The following is a 15867-nucleotide window of genomic DNA, read 5'->3' on the forward strand; positions in this document are numbered from 1 at the left end:
GGGACGCCGGACGTCGGGACGCCGGTCGGCGACATGGTGGTGGTCGAGGACCTGCGCCGCACCTACGGCAGCGGCGACACCGCCGTCCACGCCCTGCGCGGTGTCTCCTTCAACGTGCCGCGCGGCGAACTCGTCGCCCTCAGAGGTCGTTCCGGCTCCGGCAAGACCACCGTGCTCAACCTGGTCGGCGGCCTCGACACCCCGGACGGCGGCCGGATCGTCCTGGACGGCATCGAGCTGGCCGGCCTCGGCGACGACGACCTGCTGGCGCTGCGCCGCGACCGCATCGGCTTCGTCTTCCAGTCCTTCGGCCTCATCCCGATTCTGACCGCTGCCGAGAACGTGGGGGTCCCGCTGCGCCTGCGGAAGGTCCCCGCCCGCGACCGCGAAGCCCGCGTCGACCTTCTCCTCTCCCTGGTCGGTCTCTCCGGCCACGCCGACCAGCGTCCCGGCGAGCTGTCCGGCGGCCAGCAGCAGCGGGTCGCGATCGCCCGTGCGCTCGCCAACAACCCGGCCCTGATCATCGCCGACGAGCCCACCGGCCAGCTCGACGCCGACACCGGTCTCACCGTGATGGACCTGCTGCGCGCCGTCGTCCGCAGCGAATCCGTCACCGCCCTCGTCGCCACCCACGACACGCAACTCCTCGCGTTGGCCGACCGCGTGCTCGAACTCCGCGACGGCCGCATCGTCGAGGACATCTGATCGGTGCAGACCTCACCTCCTCACCCTCCTTACCTCCTCACTTCCTCAGGGGACCGCGTGGCAGTTCACGAACAGCCCACCGGGGCACCGGACTTGGACGAGCTGCGGCGGCGGGCCGCCGCGGCCGCAGCCCCGCAACGCGAGGAGGGGCTCGTCGTCTGCGAGAACCTGGTGCGGATCTACCAGAGCGAGGGCGTCGAAGTGCAGGCCCTCCAGGGCCTCGACCTGACGGTGGCCGAGGGCGAGATGATCGCCGTGGTCGGTGCCTCCGGCTCCGGCAAGTCCACGCTGCTGGGCATACTCTCCGGCCAGGACGTGCCCACCGCGGGAGCCGCCCAGGTCGCCGGACACGACCTGCTGACGATGAAGCGCCGCGAGCGGCTCGACTACCGGCGCGGCACCGTGGGCTTCGTCTGGCAGCAGACCTCCCGCAACCTGCTGCCCTACCTCTCGGCGGCCGAGAACGTGATGCTTCCGATGACGTACACCGGGATCAAGCGCTCTCAGCGCCGGGCCCGGGCCGAGGAACTGCTCGACCTGCTGTCCGTCGGCCACTGCCGGGACCGCACCCCCGACACCCTCTCCGGCGGCGAGCAGCAGCGGGTCGCCGTCGCCGTAGCCAACGCCAACGAGCCCCGGGTGCTGTTCGCCGACGAGCCCACCGGCGAACTCGACACCGCCACCAGCGACGAGGTCTTCGCCGCACTGCGCCGGGCCAACGAGGACCTGGGCGTCACCGTGGTCGTGGTCACCCACGACGCGCTGGTGTCCGAGCAGGTCCAGCGCACCGTACGGATCCGCAACGGCCGTACCTCGACCGAGGTGCTGCGCCGGGTCGCCACCGGCGAGGACGGCGTCGAGGTGCTCACCGCCGAGGAGTACGCGGTCCTGGACGCCAGCGGTCGGCTCCAGTTGCCGGGCGAGTTCACCGAGCGCCTGCACCTGCGCAAGCGGGTGCGGCTGGCCCTGGAGAGCGATCACATCGGCGTATGGCCCGACGAGGCCGCGCGGCGGGCGAAGTCCGATGCGGAGGACGCGCAGGACGTGCAGGACGCGGAGGACGCACAGGAGGCGGAGGGCACGGCGCGGGGCGGCCGGACGCGCTGAACAGGCCTCGCGGGCACGGCCGTTCACATACGGCGTAGTTCGCCCCCCAGGCGGCGTCGGCGGGCGAGGACGGTCTCGGTGGCCGCGGCGGCCAGGATCAGCGCGGTCACGCCGACGACGAGGGCGAGGGTGAGCGAGTAGTCGGTCCGCAGCGCCGGTTGGGTCGGGCCGCCGGTGAACTGCCGCAGATCCAGCGTCCCCGCCATGAGCCGCGGTTCGAGCAGCCCGAGCAGCGTGCCGCCCACCGCCGATGCCACCGCCAGCGGCAGCAGTTGCAGGAAGTGCACCGCCCCGGCCTCCCTGCCGCCGAGTCCGAGCGTGCGCAGGAACGAGGTGGTGCGCCTGCGCTCGTGGGAGGTGAGGGTCAGTTCCAGGGCGAGCGCGAGCAGGCCGGACAGCGCGGCCAGGATCGAGCCGGCGGTGTAGATCGTGCCGAGGCCCTGTGTCAGGCCGTCCGTGCGCAGGGTGCTCAGCGTCTCGGAGCGGACGCGGATCCGGGCCGGCGGCCCGAGCGCCTTGGCCGCCGCAGCCCGCAGTACTGCGGGCTCGGCGGTGGCGGGACCGTCGGCTTCGAGGAGCAGGACGGTGCTTCCCGAGGGCTGCTGGGGCATCAGGTGCTCGGCGGCGGTGGTGGTGATCAGCATCGGCGTCCCGGCGGCGATCTGCGCCGTGACCGGCCCTAGGAGGGGGTCGCGCAGTTCCGCGGCGGTGAGGGTGCCGACCGGCTCGAAGTCCAGGTTCAGCGGCGGCTGTCCCTGGGTCACCACGGTGGCGGTGAAACCGCCGGTGCGCTCTGTCGCCCGCAGGTCGGGCGAGAGGAAGGACGGCAGCGGGGCGCCGGCGTCGGCCGTGGTCCCCGTCTCGGTGGCCGGCCCGGACAGCAGGGTGTCGGCCAGCGGCGACTTCGGGGCGATGGCGGCCAGTTGCCGGGGGTCGACGGTGATCACGGCGACCCGGGAGATCACCGCGCCGTCGGCCTGTCCCACCAGGTCGAGGGTGCGCAGATGCTGGACGGCGGTCCGAATTCCGGTGGTGGCGGCGCCGTCCCCCGGCGCGGCGGCCGCGGTCCCCGCGGAGGCTGCGGCCCCCGGGGCGGCTCCGGTCCCGGCGGAGGTCACGGCCCCCGTGGGGGCTACGGTCCCGGCCACGGTCGCGCTTGCGTCGGCGCCGGTGGTCCAGGCCGCACCCGTGGCCAGACCGTCGCCGATCGTACGTTGCACGAGGCCGCCGAACACGGCCGTGCCCAGGGTCAGGACCAGGACGAACAGGGCCAGCCCGGTCGCCGGGGCGTCATGGGCGGCCCGGGCTGCCCCGATGAAGCCCACCGCTCCCCGCCCGCGCCGGGTCTGCCGCAGCACCAGGCGCAACACGAGCGGGTAGATCCGTAGCAGGATCAGCACGACGGCCAACGCCACCAGCACCGGCACCGCGCCCAGAATCCCGTCGGGGCCCTGTGAGCGCAGCGCGACCACGCCCGCCGCCGCCGCGAGCAGCACCGTCAGCTCCAGGACCACGCGCCGGCCGGCGGCGGTGTTCCGGCGCGAGCGCCGCAGTCGGCCGGGCCTGCGCGGCTCGCGGACCGCGAGCCAGGTCATCAGCGGCACCGTCAGCATCACCACCGCGGCAGCGAGGGCGGCGGGCACCGGTTGCGGCGATCCGGACGTGCCGGTGGGAGCGCCGATCAGTCCGGCCGCCCAGCCGAGCAGGGCGGCGATCAGGACCACCGGCCAGACCACGGCGCAGCGCAGCAGCACCAGCCGCACGGTGGACGCGCCCCGCGCACGCTGCAGCCGCAGATGCGCCTGCCGTCGGCGCAGCAGCAGTCGTACGGCGACGGCGACGGTGGCCAGCGCGACCGCGGCGAGCGCGTCGACGGCGTACGTCGCCAGCGCCCGGGCCTGCTGGTCCTGAGCGGTGAACGCGGCGAGCAGCGGCGTCAGGGAGTCGGTCACCAGCAGGGACTGGGTGGCCTGGCCGCCGACCCGGCAGCTGGTGTCGCCGGTGACCCAGTCGCTGCCCTGGCACAGGGCGGCGCTCAGGTCCGCGCTGTAGTGGGACAGCGGCCCGGTCAGTGCGCGGGCCCGGTCGAGCGCCGCCCCGGACAGGTCGGCGCGCAGCTGCCAGGTCACCCGCGGGCCGCCCACCCCGGCGCCGGCCAGCCGGTCGGCGGCGTCGAGGCCGACGAGGCCGCGGACGGCGAGCACCGTGCCGGCGGAGCGCTCCGCCGGGTAGCGCGACGGCTGGTCGAGCGTCTCCCGGCCGGTCCAGAAGTCGTCGGCCGCGGCCGTGGCGCGGTAGACCCCGCTCACCAGCAGCTCCGCGCGCGGCGGTGCGTTCTGCACTCCGGGCGTCTTGGCGAACTCGAGGGTCAGCCGGCTGCCGGCCCGGACGCCCAGCGCCTGCGCGGTGGCCTGCGACAACCCGAGCTGGGGCGCGGTGCCCGGCGGCGTGTGGTCGGCCGGCGCGCGGCCGCTGACGTACTGCAGATGGGCCCGCGCGGACGGCAGATGGCTCACTGTCAGCTGGGTGCCGGCGATCGCCGGCCACGGTGACTGTGGTGGTTGCGGTGGCTGCGGTGAGATCAGGGACGCCGGGTTGTAGTCGTAGCTGCCGCCGCCGGCGAAGGACAGTTGCCGCGCGGCGGGGCCGCTGAGCTGCTCGGTGAGGGTGCGGCCGGCGCCCAGCAGGGCGGCCATGTCCACGGCGGGCGGCGAGGTGTTGAAGACCGACGGTGTGGTGCTCAGGCTGATCAGGGGCGCCTGGGCCTGAGCTGCGTCGACGCGCTGACGCAGGGCCCGGTCCTCCTGGCGGCCCGCGAGGACGGGAGCCCAGGCGCACAGCGCCGTCACCACCAGAACCAGCACCGCCAGGCAGGCCAGCAGCGCCAGGTCGCCGCGGGCCTCCTTGCGGATCAACCGCCGCGTCACCACCGTGCCCGTGCCCGCGCCCGTGCCCGTGCCCACGGATCGGGCCACCGTCCGCGCTCCCCGGTCCTGTCCGTGGTCCTGTCCGTGGTCCTGCCCGTTCGCCCGGCTCAACGGTCTTCCCCCGCTCGCAACACGCGTACCAGGTCCACCCGGGCCAGCAGTCGGGCCAGCGCCAGCACGACCGCGCTGATGGCCACGGCGGTCGCCACCGCGGTCAGCGCCACGGTGCCCCAGGGTATGACCAGCGGCAGCGGCGGATAGGGGGCCTGTCCGCTGTCGTCCACGGTGACCAGCGGCAGCACCGCCGATGCCAGGGCCATGCCCATCAGCGCCCCCGGGACCACCGCGAACAGCGCCAGACTCAGTTGCTCGGCGCCCAGCAGCGCGGACAGGCTCCGGGAGCGGACGCCGATCGCCCGCAGCAGGGCGAACTCCTTGCGGCGCTGCCGGGTGGAGACCACCGCGTGCACGGTGAAGGCGATGACCGCGAAACAGGGGGCCAGGTACCGGACCAGTTCCAGCACCCGGCGCAGCCCGCTGCGGAACGGGTCGGCCTGCAGGGCCGCGGCGGTGCGCGCCGTGGTGGCGACGCGGCCCAGCGCGGGCTGCGCCTCGACGGCGGCGGCCGTGCGCGCGCTGTCGGTGCTGCCGATCCACCAGAACGCGGGATCCTGCTGGTCGACACCGGCCAGCGTCAGGGCGGCGGCGAGTTGGCGCTGATCGGCGATCAGATGTCCCTGCCCGCGGCCCAGTCCGGGCAGCGAGTCGACCCGGCCCACGATCCGGGCGGTGACCCGGCCGCCGCCCAGACCGAGTGTGGTGGTGCTGCCCACGCTCAGGCGCGCGTCGCGCAGCGTCGAGGCGTCGGCGCGCACCGGAAGCGGTGCCGGCTTGCCGGCCGGGCCCGCCACGAGTCGCACCTGGCTGCCGGGCCGGGTGTCGTAGTCGCTGTCGGCCAGGTCGCCGAAGACGTCTTCGACGGCCTGGGAGGCCCTGATACCGGTACTGACGGTGGTCCGGAGCACCTCGGAGCCGCCGGGAGCGATCGAGCACACCCCGGGGGCGCCGAGACCGTAGCCGCCGGCCGGTTTTCCGTTGCAGGCCCCCGCGGTGGAGTCGGCGGCGTGGGCTGTGCCGTCGGCCCAGACCTGCCCGCCGGGCAGCCGGGTGATCCAGGTGTCCGTGTCCGTGCCTGTGGTGCCGCGCGCGCCGACCCGGAGCAGTTCCAGATCCAGCCGCGCGGGACGCACGTCCGGCTGCGGCAGCACGTCGACGGCGGTCACCGTCAGCGGATACGTCCGCGGGTGGCCGCCGCTCTGCGGCACGTCGAGCGGGATCACGACGGTGTGCCTTGCTCCATCGGCGGGGGGTAACCGGGCCGCCACGACACTGACGAGGCCGGACGCGTCCTGCACGGTCAGTTCCAGGCTCGGCGCTGCCCGGCTGCCGTCGCTGCGCAGCCGCTCGTCCAGCAGCAGCGCGGTCGGACGCCCGGGAAGCGGTATCCCGGGGACGACGGGTGACGGGGTGCGGGGAGCGGGCCCGCCGACCGTGCCGACCAGGCCTTCGGTGGCGCCGCCGGGCAGGTTCACCGTCGACTGCGTCACCGGTGTCACGGCGGTCACCGCCGGCAGCGCGCGATAGGCGGCGCCCAGTACCGAGGAGGGGTAGCCGGCGTCCGCGGACGGGGAGATCCGTACGTCCGCGCCGACGGTGAACGCGGCCTCCTCGGACGCCAGGCCGCCCAGACAGGCCAGCGCGGTGGTGGCGAAGGCGCTCACCGCCATGGCCAGGCACATCAGCACCACCGGCCCCGCGTTGCGGGCGGCCCGCCGGCTCAACTGCCAGCCCGCCAGCGAGAGGACCAGGCCCCGGCTGCGCCGGCCGAACGCGTCCAGCAGCAGGGAGGTCAGCGGCAGCAGCCGCAGCAGCAGGAGCGCGGCGGCACCGGCCACCAGGGCCGGCACCAGGACCAGCACCGGGTCCGCGGACGCGCTGCCGGTGCCCACGTCGGCGATCAGCGAGCGGTGCCGCCGCAGCTCCAGATATCCCAGGGCCGCGACGGCCAGCAGCGCCAGGTCGGCGCCCAGGCGCTGCGCGGCGGCGGCCCGTGCGCCGCGGGCCGGCCGCGCCGGCGTCGACGGCAGCACGGGCAGCAGCACCGCTGCGGCATGCACCAGCAGGGTCAGACCCACCGCGGCCCACGCGCCGGCGCCCCGGCTGCCGGGGTGCAGCAGCCCGGCCAGGAAGGGCGCGGCGACGGCGGCCGGGACGCCGGTGAGCGCCCACTCGGCCGCCGCTCCGCGCAGCAACCGCGGGGTGCCGGCGCCTCTGGCCTGTTGGAGGGCCAGCTCACCGCTGCGCCGCACGGTCAACTGACGAGCGGCCAGCACCAGGGTGGCCAGGGCGAGGACCGCCAGCAGCACGCTCGGCAGGTACAGGGAGGACCGGGCCGCGACCATCGGCACCGTCAGATCGTCGATCGCGCCCGGCAGACCGGAGACCACCCTCAGGTCGTCCAGCGACGGCGGCCGCCCCAAGAACACCGACACGCGGCTCTGGCTGCCGGCGAAGGCACGCACTCGGTCGTTCAGCGCGGCGAGGCTCCCCGCGTCGAGACGGGAGAGGTCGGGCTGCACACTCCAATGGGCCGTCAGATGCCCGTTCAGGACGGCGCTGCCGTTGAGGGCCGACGCCGAGACCACCAGCAGGTCCTGGCCGGCGGCCTCCCCCCGGGTCAGGTCGCCGGCCATCGCGGGCCAGAACCCGACGGCACCGGTCGCCCGGAAGACACCGGTGATCCGCAGCGTCATGGCGCGGCTGAAGGCGTCCTGCACCTGCAGGGTGGAACCGGCCGTGACGTCCAGGCGCCTGGCCAGCGTTTCGGGCACCGCCGTGTCGACCGGGGCGGTGGAACCGGTGGCGACCCGGACATCGGGCAGCGAGGTGAACGCGTCGGCCGGGGCGTCGGCCGTGCCGGCGGGCCACCGCCCGGCGATCAACTGCCCGAACCTGCCCCCGTCCTGCACCGCGACCGGGTGCAGCCCGCTGCCCCCGGGGCCGCGTGGCGGGCCCACGACTCCGTCGATCCCCGTCACCGAGACCGGCGACGTGCCCAGCAGCCCCACATAGGTCCGCTGCGGCACCCCGGCGAACACCCGCTCACCGGCGTCCCGTACACCCCGATCGGCGGCGGCCATGCCCCCGGCCCGGAAGGACGCGTGGACGCTCACCTGCGCGTCGACGTCGGCAGCCAACCGCCGCACGGCCCCGGCCTGCACCGAACTCCCCGCCAGCGCCGTGAGCGCGGCCAGCGCCGTTGCACACAGCAGCACGGTCACCGCGACAGCGCCCAGCACCAGCCCGTGCTGGGCGGCCCGCCTGGCAACGACGGGAAGCCGCCGCGACGAAGAGGTGAAGGCCGTGGCGACCACATGAACCCCCGCAGAATCGAACATGTGACGGCAACAGCGCGCCACAGTCCTACCAGGCGCCCCTCGACAACACAAAAAACCGCCTGAACGCGGCCGGCTACACGTCAAGGCATGGACGGTCCGGTGGGCGGTGAGCCCGCGAGGACGAAGTGACCCGGTTGCTGCCGTTGTTGTGACCCTCGACCTGTCTTCGCGCGGTCAGGAGAGCTTGATCACCGCGCATGAGGGGCCCTGAGAGGACCGTCCCCCACAGTGGTCGTTTCCCACGGCATTCGTGGCGATGATCAGAATTCCCCAGGCATTCCGTGGAATCGGGAGCGGCATGCTGATCTGGTGGTCGATCTCGCCCTTGTCGTCGGGTCTGAGGCTGACCTCGTAGAGGTTCCCCGTTCCGGGTAGATCCTTCTGTTCTGCGTCGACGGCGGTGACGTACACGTTGACGCTCGCCCACCGCTCAACGCCGTCCGAGTGGACGCCGAAGCTCAGCTTCTGATCGGATCCCTGCCCCTGGAACTTGACGTCGGTAAGCGTCGGGCGCCCGCTCCCACCCGCCGCCTGGGCCGCGCCGACGACCGCCACGCTCAAGGCCACCATGTAGAAGACGACGCCGAGCCCCAGGACGACGGTCTCCCACACGTTGCCCTGCCGGGTCGGATGGATGAGCAGGGCGACGATGCTGCAGACGATGGCGAGGATGGCGCTGAGCGCGGCCACGTAAATCGGCCACGACTCGTTGTTGAGCGCGACGAACACGACATCGCTCGTCAACCCCAGTGCGGTCATGACGCCGGCCACCGTGACCAGGGCGCCAGCAAGGATCTTGGCGACATCGTCGAGGCGCTTCCCGATCTCGGCCTGGACGTCGTCGAACGGGAGAACTTCCTGGTCACCGCGCGGCAGGTTCATCCGCTCATGGTGGTGAACGCGAAGCGCCTTCCGGCGCACCCGCGCAGACGGTTGGTCCCAATAGCCGACTTGACTCCCGGTTGGCTCGCCACCGAGGCGTACCTCCATGCGTCAGCGGACACCGAGACTGGCACGTATACCCCCTAGACAGTTGACAACTGGCGAGATCGTCCATGAAGTCGTCGACCGTGCGGCCGGGCAGTTCCTCATCCGCTGCAACAACCGTCGGGCCACCCGGTGCGCCGCGTGCGCCGAGGTCTACCGCAAGGACACCTTCCACCTCGTCACGGCCGGCCTGAGCGGCGACAAGGGAATCGGCCCGACCGTCGCCGAACACCCCCGCGTCTTCGCCACCTTCACCGTCCCGTCCTTCGGCCCCGTTCACAACCGGCAGCGCAGGCACTCCGCCCTGGGCATGCTCAGCCCGGTGGAGTACGAACTCCGCACCCCGCCAGTAGCCTGAAACCAAGCAACTCGACTCCACCCAACTCGGGACACTCCGGAGTCCCTACCGAACCCGGAACGGTTCAAGGTACGGGTTGACATCCCGAGCGGTGACCGCCGGAAATTTGGAGCTCAGGCAACCGATGCTCTGAAGGGATCTGTGGGGATGATCTCTGCCTCGTCGAAGAGCCGTTCCAATGCCTCGTGCCCGTGTCGCTGGCGGAATTCGATCTCGGCGGTGGTCACCGGCAGGGTCCACAGGATGCGGGCGTGTCCCCGGGGCAGCGGGCAGTGTTCAAGGTCGGGGCCGTGGAGGTAGGGCAGGCTGATCAGCAGATGGGCGCAGGTCGACCCTGGCACCCATGGTTCACCGATCGGCATGCTGTGCTCCAGGTCGAGTTGATGCCCTCCGCAGTGGTAGTAGGCAATCATCGCCATGAGCTCGATGAACCGCTGGTCGCGGACGTGTGCGGTCATGACGAACTCAAGGCCGCGACCTTGCTTCTCCATCGAGGCCCAACACCCGGCGGTCACATAGGCCCAGCTGTCGCTGCGGGGGCCGGGCTCCACAACGAGAACTCGCAGATGGGGCACTACCGCTCGCCGTTCCGGCCCGAGGTCGTAGTCGACGGGCTCCACGGCATGCCCCACGAAGAACGCCCGGACGTGTGACTCAACGGCCTCTGCGGCCAGCAGCCTTGCATCACTCACCGCGCGATCATCCCAGACCGCGATCGACGGCCCCTGACTGCTTACACAGCGCCGTGGAGCTGCGGCCCCGTCCGCCACCCGACACTTAGCATGCGGCCTCACCAGCGTTACACCGGTAACAACGCAGCCCGTAGGCGGCGACCTAGCCGGAAGCCCCGGAGTACGACACTGTGTCCCCACTGATAGCGCCAGGCATAGGGGGAATTGGCGTTGTGGGAGCAGGTGCCAGCTTTGCTGGGTGTCGTAGTTGGAGCAGCGAGTTCCTACGTAGCGACGAACATCGCGGAGCGGAGCCGGTGGCGACGAGGCAGAGCCGAGCGGTGGGACGCAAAAAGGCTGGAAGCGTATGCGTCCTACGCCAATACCTTGAAGCAGCAGCTGAGCGTGGCGCAGCGCATGGGTGCTGCAAGAGGGTTTGCGCATGCACTGGACCCGCTGGACCCCGAACCGGGCATGGCGCAGCTCGCGGAGAACGAAGCGCGGCGTGCGGCCGAGTGGGAATCTGTCCTGCTGATCGGAGACGCAGAAACGATCGGGGCGGCTCGTAAGTGGCATGAAGCGGTTTGGAACGTTGAGTTGTACGCCCGCGGCCTGAAGGATGATCACGCGGGATGGATCAGAGCCGTGCAGCAGGTGAGCCGAGCGCGTGACGCCTTCTATGCCCTCGCACGACGGGACCTGGACATCGCGGGACCGCCTCCGCCTTCTGGTAACTGGCCCCGGGCCTGGCAGCAGCAAGACGAGCCCGGCGACGGGACCTGATCCCGACACACCTCCGACACACGCACCTGCGGCATGATGGCCCCTGGACTGCCAGTCCGGGGGCTTCGTCGTTTCTGGGCCTGACCTGCGGATCCTGGCCCTGAGCCCAGTCCACGCATAGTCCACAGCACCCGACATACAGCCGCTCCGAGCGGCATCCGCCTGCACATACGCGAAGACCCCGTACTCAGCGTTTCCGCTGGTGACGGGGTCTTTGGGCACCTAATTGAAGGTGCCCCCGGCAGGATTCGAACCTGCGCACACGGCTCCGGAGGCCTCTTGGCTCCCAGGTAACGCAGCAGGTCACAGCCGTGTACGTAGCGGATCGGGCAGGACGAGTCCACGGATAGGCCACGGCTGGCTGAGCGCCGCTTTAGCTATCGGGCTGTCTATCAGGTTGGTGCAGGACGCCATAGGCACGGCTGAAGCGGTTGGCTTCCCCGGAGGATCCGGTCATTTTGTGCAGCCAGAACCCGTACGCCATCGATTCCATTTGCTCCGTAGTGAGAGACAGCCGCCACCGGCCCGCGCCCGCGTCGTGGACGGCCGTGCGTGTCTGCGCGGCAAGTCCCTCTGCCAGTGGGGTTCTCAACTGGTCGGCCAGGCTGACGAACAGGCGCAGCGCTGTCATCTGTGATGGCAGTAGTTCCACCAGCCGCTGCCCAGGTCCGGGTACGACGGGAGTGGGAAGGGGCCGGACGCGGTGGTAGAGGAGCAGGTCGTGGCCGGCGGTCGAGACGCGGACGGCCCAGCGCACGGGACGGCCCTCCCATGCCGAGAGTTCCGCACGTGTTTCGCGGTCGGCGGTCTGCAACAGGCCGTGGTCGGCAAGCTTGCGTGCCGCTAGGCGCAGCGGCTCCAGGTCGGAGTCGAGGCCCCAGCTGTGCTCGGCCGCCTCTTCCGCGGCCCGTACGGTCTCGATCACTTCGAGCGTCTTGTCCGGCCGCACGGCTGCCCCGTCCCTTCGTCGTCCGATCGGCGGAGCGGCCGCGGACTGGCTCACGATCAGATACGCCGTCGACGGTCCGCGGGTCCTACACGAGGGTGCCGCAAGCCGTGGGACGTCGCAGGCTTTGCCGCGGTACGTCGTGCGATCGTGTGACTTACTTGCCGTGCGGGTGAACCCCCGGCTGGTGTGTGGCGAGGGCGCCGAGGCGACCACTACGAAGATCACAAGCCATTCGTGATCTCCGAGGGGATTCCATCGTGCACATCATCCGCGCCGGGCGCGTGGCCGCCGCCCTGCTGACCGCGCTTGCCGCGCTGATCAGTCCCGCCAATGCGCACGCTGCCTCTACGGCACCCGCGCCGGTGCGGTGGGCGCCGGGCGACACGGTCACCCTGCCTGTCCTGGAGGCCCTGGACGCGCTGGTCGTGCAGGACGAAAGCCGGACCGGCTACAGCCGTGAGAAGTTCAAGCACTGGACGGACGCGGACAGGGACGGCTGCAACACTCGCGCCGAAGTCCTCCTGGCCGAGGCGGTCACCGACCCCGAGGTCGGCGCGAGCTGCACCCTCACCGGCGGCCTGTGGTACTCGGCGTACGACAACCGGTACTTCGATGCCGCGCGCGGCCTGGACGTCGACCACCTGGTGCCGCTCGCGGAAGCCTGGGACTCCGGTGCCTCCGCATGGACGGCGAAGGAACGCGAGTACTACGCCAACGACCTCGACGACGCCCGCGCCCTCATCGCCGTCTCCGCGGCCTCCAACCGGTCCAAGGCCGACCAGGATCCCTCCACCTGGATGCCCCCGTATGCCGGCTACTGGTGCCAGTACGTCACCGACTGGGTTGCCGACAAGACCCGCTACCGCCTCACGATCGACCCGGCCGAGCAGACCGCCCTCGCCCAGCGCCTCGCCGAATGCCCCGACCAGCCCATCACCGTCACCCTCGCCCGCTGAACCCGAGGCAGCACGACAGGAAGCGACCATGACCCACCGCCTGCGCCTGATCCGCCAACGCGCACTGCGCCGCATCGACCAAGCACGCACCGCCGGCGAAGGGCCGGCTGCACAGACAGGCAGGAGCGACGCGGTTCCTCCTGCCTGGGAAGAGCCTTTCGCGCCGGTCATCTCCGCGTGGACGCCGTCCGTGGACGACTACCGCATCTCGACGCGCTGACCCGATCACGCCTGCGACCCAGCCCAAGCCGAACAACACCCCGCCCCGACGGATCGGCGGCGGGGTTCTTCATGTTTGGCCGTCTTCGAGAAGCAGGCGGCTGTTACTCACTTTCGGGTGACGGATCCCCTCCCGGCAGGGTGGCGCAGCGTGGCGAAGAAGGCCCACGACCCCACTCCCGCGCGGCCACTTCGCCTGATCCGCCGTCAACACGGTGCATGAGTGGCATACATGGAGCTTGCAGCTGAGAGGCACAGGAATATGGGCAACAAGTAACACAGCCCATGTTTCCGCCCCATCTCCTCCACGAGACGGACAGAGTGTGTGAGCGGCCAACTAGCCGCTACCCGCACACCGCACCCACTCCCGCAGCGGCCGCTTGGACCGCCTGTCGGGAAGGTGCTCGCACCACGAGGGGGACTCTTGTCCGCATCCACTTCCGTCACTGCCCGCCGTCTGGCCGCCGCCGCGCTCGCGGCCGGCGCCCTGGTCTCGCTCGTGGCGCTGCCGGCGTCCGCGGCCGACCACGCCCGCCCGCAGGGCCCGAAGGTCAAGATCTCGGACGTTCAGTACGACTCGCCCGGCCGTGACGACCGCTCCAACCGCTCGCTCAACAAGGAGTGGGTGGAACTGACCAACACCACCCGCCAGAGCGTGAACCTCGACGGCTGGACCCTGGAAGACGAGTCCGGCCACACCTACACCTTCGACAACTACCGCCTGGCCGGCCGCGCCACCGTCCGCATCCACACCGGCGACGGCCGCGACACCCGCACCGACCTCTACCAGGACAGCCGCCGGTATGTGTGGAACAACGACCACGACACCGCGACCCTGCGCAACGACCGCGGCCGCTTCGTCGACGACGAGTCCTGGGGCCACCACCGCGGCCGCAACCACCACTGACCGCCTGACGGACATCGGCCACGCGGCGGCGTGACCGACACAGCATTCACCGGCGCATCACCCCTTCTTCCGGGGCGGTGCGCCGCTTTGCATGCCCTTGCAGACTGAGCTGACGCTTTGCCCCCGACCGGACCAGGGGTTTGGAACCTGCGACGCACGCCAACGGATTGTCCACAGGAGACAGCGTGGTGCCTGGCCGTTGGTCGGACCCCGAGGTGCTCTAATAGCTAATCCACCGTCGGCCAGGGAATGGCGCTAGCGTGCACCCACGCTGCGTTATTCCAGCCCGGTTGTGGCTGGGCATGGAATACGGTTCACGTGAGGGATTGAAGAAAAGCTGAGCGGATTCGACGCATGATCATGAAGAGCGTCAAGAGGAAGTGGGTTAGAAGCACCACGAGGACGCTGCTCAGCCAACGGTTGATCTGTTCCATGCCCATACCTGACGCCACCCCCAAAATGCCTGAAGCCGCCAGAGCGATGAGGAGGGCATACGTGACATTCGCTTGCAGCTGTTTTGCCAGTTTTAGGCGAGTGTTCTGGGCGCCTAGCCCGCCAGACTGAGCCGCCTTCGCTGCCACATCGAAAAGCAGTACCAGAAGGTTGAAGAGAAGTCCGGCCAAGATGGCGAATGCGGCCAGGATGTTGCCGACTCCCTTTACCTTCCAATCCAAGAAGGCGCCGAGCGTACCTAGCAATGCAGGTGCGCCGAAGAAAAATACGACCTCCCCCCACATGATTTGGTTAGTGGCGTGGCTTCGTAGAGTTTGGAAATGATCCTTGATGATCGGTACTAGATCAATCATGCGGATCAACTGGCACCTCCAGTCGATAGCGATCCCAAAGCTCTGGCCAATCGAACTCTCGACGCATTGCTTCAATACTCATGCCCATGGTCTGGGCAATGTCTTCCGCTAGATCTCGGGCTTTCGAATACACCCACGAGTCCGTCATTTCGGGGAGCCCATCCCGCTGGATTTCGGAATCAAGGTCGTAGAGCATGGCGGGAGTTGTGCCGGACGATACTGACAGGGTGCGCATTGAACCGGCGATCTTTACTACAACCTTCATCTCGCGATACTCGACGCCGCGCCACTCGAGCATGCTGGATACGTCTGTGTCGCCGGAGAATGCTGACTCGATTTTCTGCTTTCCGAAGGCGCCGAGACGTGGTGGTCGCATCACTACCTCGATAGATCCGAGATCACGTTCTGTGCTCCCCATCCCGAGCACTTCTGCAACGTCATGTGGGATGGCTTGTCGAACGAGGCGGATGGCCTTGATTTCGCCGCTGGCAAGATACGTTCCGAAAGCGGCTTCGGAGGTCATATTGTTGATCTCTAGGGTGTAGCCTGAATGCTTAGCTGCGAAGGCCTTCTTGAATGCTTCGGATAGGGCTGCAATTACGCCATTTCCTTGGAAGCGCTCGGTAAACAATAGACCAGAAGAGGAATTGCGCGGAACGATCAGAAAGTTGCGCAGGTCGGTGAGATCAATGTGATCCTCTTCCTTTTGGAAGATGACCTGGCCTGAATTTCTGTCCCGGATTCGAGATTGCGCTCCGTAGCTCCCATATCCCAGCTTGAAGTTAAGTGAGCGTTTCTCTTTGTGGATCTCCTGGCACTCCAGAGATCGTTCTTTGCTGGTGATCTCGTAGGGGCGTTCTTTGAGGCCTAGTAGAAAACCGTAAAATTCCTTGAGGAGATCTCCCCCGCATCGATCAAAGTCATCGAGTGGCAGGTAATCTGTTTCTCGACTCCTGCGAATCCTCACTGCGTAACTTGCGAGCGTGTACTTCGCCACTCGGCACCTCCCCTGGTGAGTATCAGATCTTCCCACA

At 69.9% G+C, this 15867-nt stretch carries 13 protein-coding genes and 1 pseudogene; 7 read left to right on the top strand and 7 right to left on the bottom strand.

Features of this window, described 5'->3' with window-relative positions; translation table 11 throughout:
* Positions 1-33 precede the first annotated feature (33 nt).
* A complete protein-coding gene (locus ABZ725_RS04410) occupies positions 34-705 on the top strand; it encodes an ABC transporter ATP-binding protein (protein ID WP_358801378.1) in 672 nt (223 codons plus the stop codon).
* A 93-nt stretch (positions 706-798) separates the two neighbouring features.
* Positions 799-1812, top strand: a complete 1014-nt coding sequence (locus ABZ725_RS04415; RefSeq protein WP_358801379.1) for an ABC transporter ATP-binding protein — start codon at positions 799-801, stop codon at positions 1810-1812.
* Positions 1813-1835: 23 nt separating this feature from the next.
* Here ABZ725_RS04415 and ABZ725_RS04420 read toward each other — a convergent pair whose 3' ends face one another.
* From ABZ725_RS04420 to ABZ725_RS04430, 3 genes are all read right to left on the bottom strand, one after another.
* The gene (locus tag ABZ725_RS04420) at positions 1836-4787 is read right to left on the bottom strand and encodes a hypothetical protein (RefSeq protein ID WP_358801235.1); all 2952 of its coding nucleotides are present in this window, start codon (positions 4785-4787) and stop codon (positions 1836-1838) included.
* A 59-nt stretch (positions 4788-4846) separates the two neighbouring features.
* Entirely contained in the window at positions 4847-8173 is a 3327-nt protein-coding gene (locus ABZ725_RS04425) for an ABC transporter permease (protein ID WP_358801236.1), read from the bottom strand.
* A 198-nt stretch (positions 8174-8371) separates the two neighbouring features.
* Entirely contained in the window at positions 8372-9079 is a 708-nt protein-coding gene (locus tag ABZ725_RS04430; RefSeq protein ID WP_358801237.1) for a hypothetical protein, read from the bottom strand.
* A gap of 157 nt (positions 9080-9236) precedes the next feature.
* On the opposite strand from ABZ725_RS04430, the pseudogene ABZ725_RS04435 reads away from it, so the two are divergent.
* Positions 9237-9470, top strand: a pseudogene (locus tag ABZ725_RS04435) (replication initiator); the annotation flags it as partial.
* 185 nt (positions 9471-9655) lie between these two features.
* Here ABZ725_RS04435 and ABZ725_RS04440 read toward each other — a convergent pair.
* Positions 9656-10162 (bottom strand): suppressor of fused domain protein, encoded by a 507-nt coding sequence (locus ABZ725_RS04440; RefSeq protein WP_358801238.1) that lies wholly within the window; start codon positions 10160-10162, stop codon positions 9656-9658.
* Positions 10163-10600: 438 nt separating this feature from the next.
* On the opposite strand from ABZ725_RS04440, the gene ABZ725_RS04445 reads away from it, so the two are divergent.
* A complete protein-coding gene (locus ABZ725_RS04445) occupies positions 10601-10996 on the top strand; it encodes a hypothetical protein (protein WP_358801239.1) in 396 nt (131 codons plus the stop codon).
* Between the two features lie 373 nt (positions 10997-11369).
* Here the strand turns inward: ABZ725_RS04445 and ABZ725_RS04450 are convergent, their stop codons facing one another.
* Positions 11370-11945, bottom strand: a complete 576-nt coding sequence (locus ABZ725_RS04450) for a DUF6417 family protein (RefSeq protein ID WP_358801240.1) — start codon at positions 11943-11945, stop codon at positions 11370-11372.
* A 257-nt stretch (positions 11946-12202) separates the two neighbouring features.
* Between ABZ725_RS04450 and ABZ725_RS04455 the strand changes: the two genes are divergently transcribed.
* From ABZ725_RS04455 to ABZ725_RS04465, 3 genes are all read left to right on the top strand, one after another.
* Complete coding sequence (locus ABZ725_RS04455) at positions 12203-12901, top strand: HNH endonuclease family protein (protein ID WP_358801241.1); 699 nt, start codon at positions 12203-12205, stop codon at positions 12899-12901.
* A gap of 28 nt (positions 12902-12929) precedes the next feature.
* The gene (locus ABZ725_RS04460; RefSeq protein WP_358801242.1) at positions 12930-13121 is read left to right on the top strand and encodes a hypothetical protein; all 192 of its coding nucleotides are present in this window, start codon (positions 12930-12932) and stop codon (positions 13119-13121) included.
* 423 nt (positions 13122-13544) lie between these two features.
* Positions 13545-14027: a lamin tail domain-containing protein gene (locus tag ABZ725_RS04465; protein WP_358801243.1), complete on the top strand. Its 483-nt coding sequence runs from the start codon at positions 13545-13547 to the stop codon at positions 14025-14027.
* Positions 14028-14341: 314 nt separating this feature from the next.
* On the opposite strand, the gene ABZ725_RS04470 is transcribed toward ABZ725_RS04465, so the two are convergent.
* Together ABZ725_RS04470 and ABZ725_RS04475 are read right to left on the bottom strand one after the other, a co-directional pair.
* Positions 14342-14842, bottom strand: a complete 501-nt coding sequence (locus ABZ725_RS04470) for a hypothetical protein (RefSeq protein WP_358801244.1) — start codon at positions 14840-14842, stop codon at positions 14342-14344.
* The gene (locus ABZ725_RS04475; RefSeq protein WP_358801245.1) at positions 14826-15830 is read right to left on the bottom strand and encodes a hypothetical protein; all 1005 of its coding nucleotides are present in this window, start codon (positions 15828-15830) and stop codon (positions 14826-14828) included. Before ABZ725_RS04475 ends, ABZ725_RS04470 begins: the two co-directional genes overlap by 17 nt.
* Positions 15831-15867 lie beyond the last annotated feature (37 nt).

Origin of the sequence: Streptomyces sp. NPDC006872, from assembly GCF_040635845.1 — a bacterium.
In the GTDB taxonomy this organism is placed as follows: domain Bacteria; phylum Actinomycetota; class Actinomycetes; order Streptomycetales; family Streptomycetaceae; genus Streptomyces.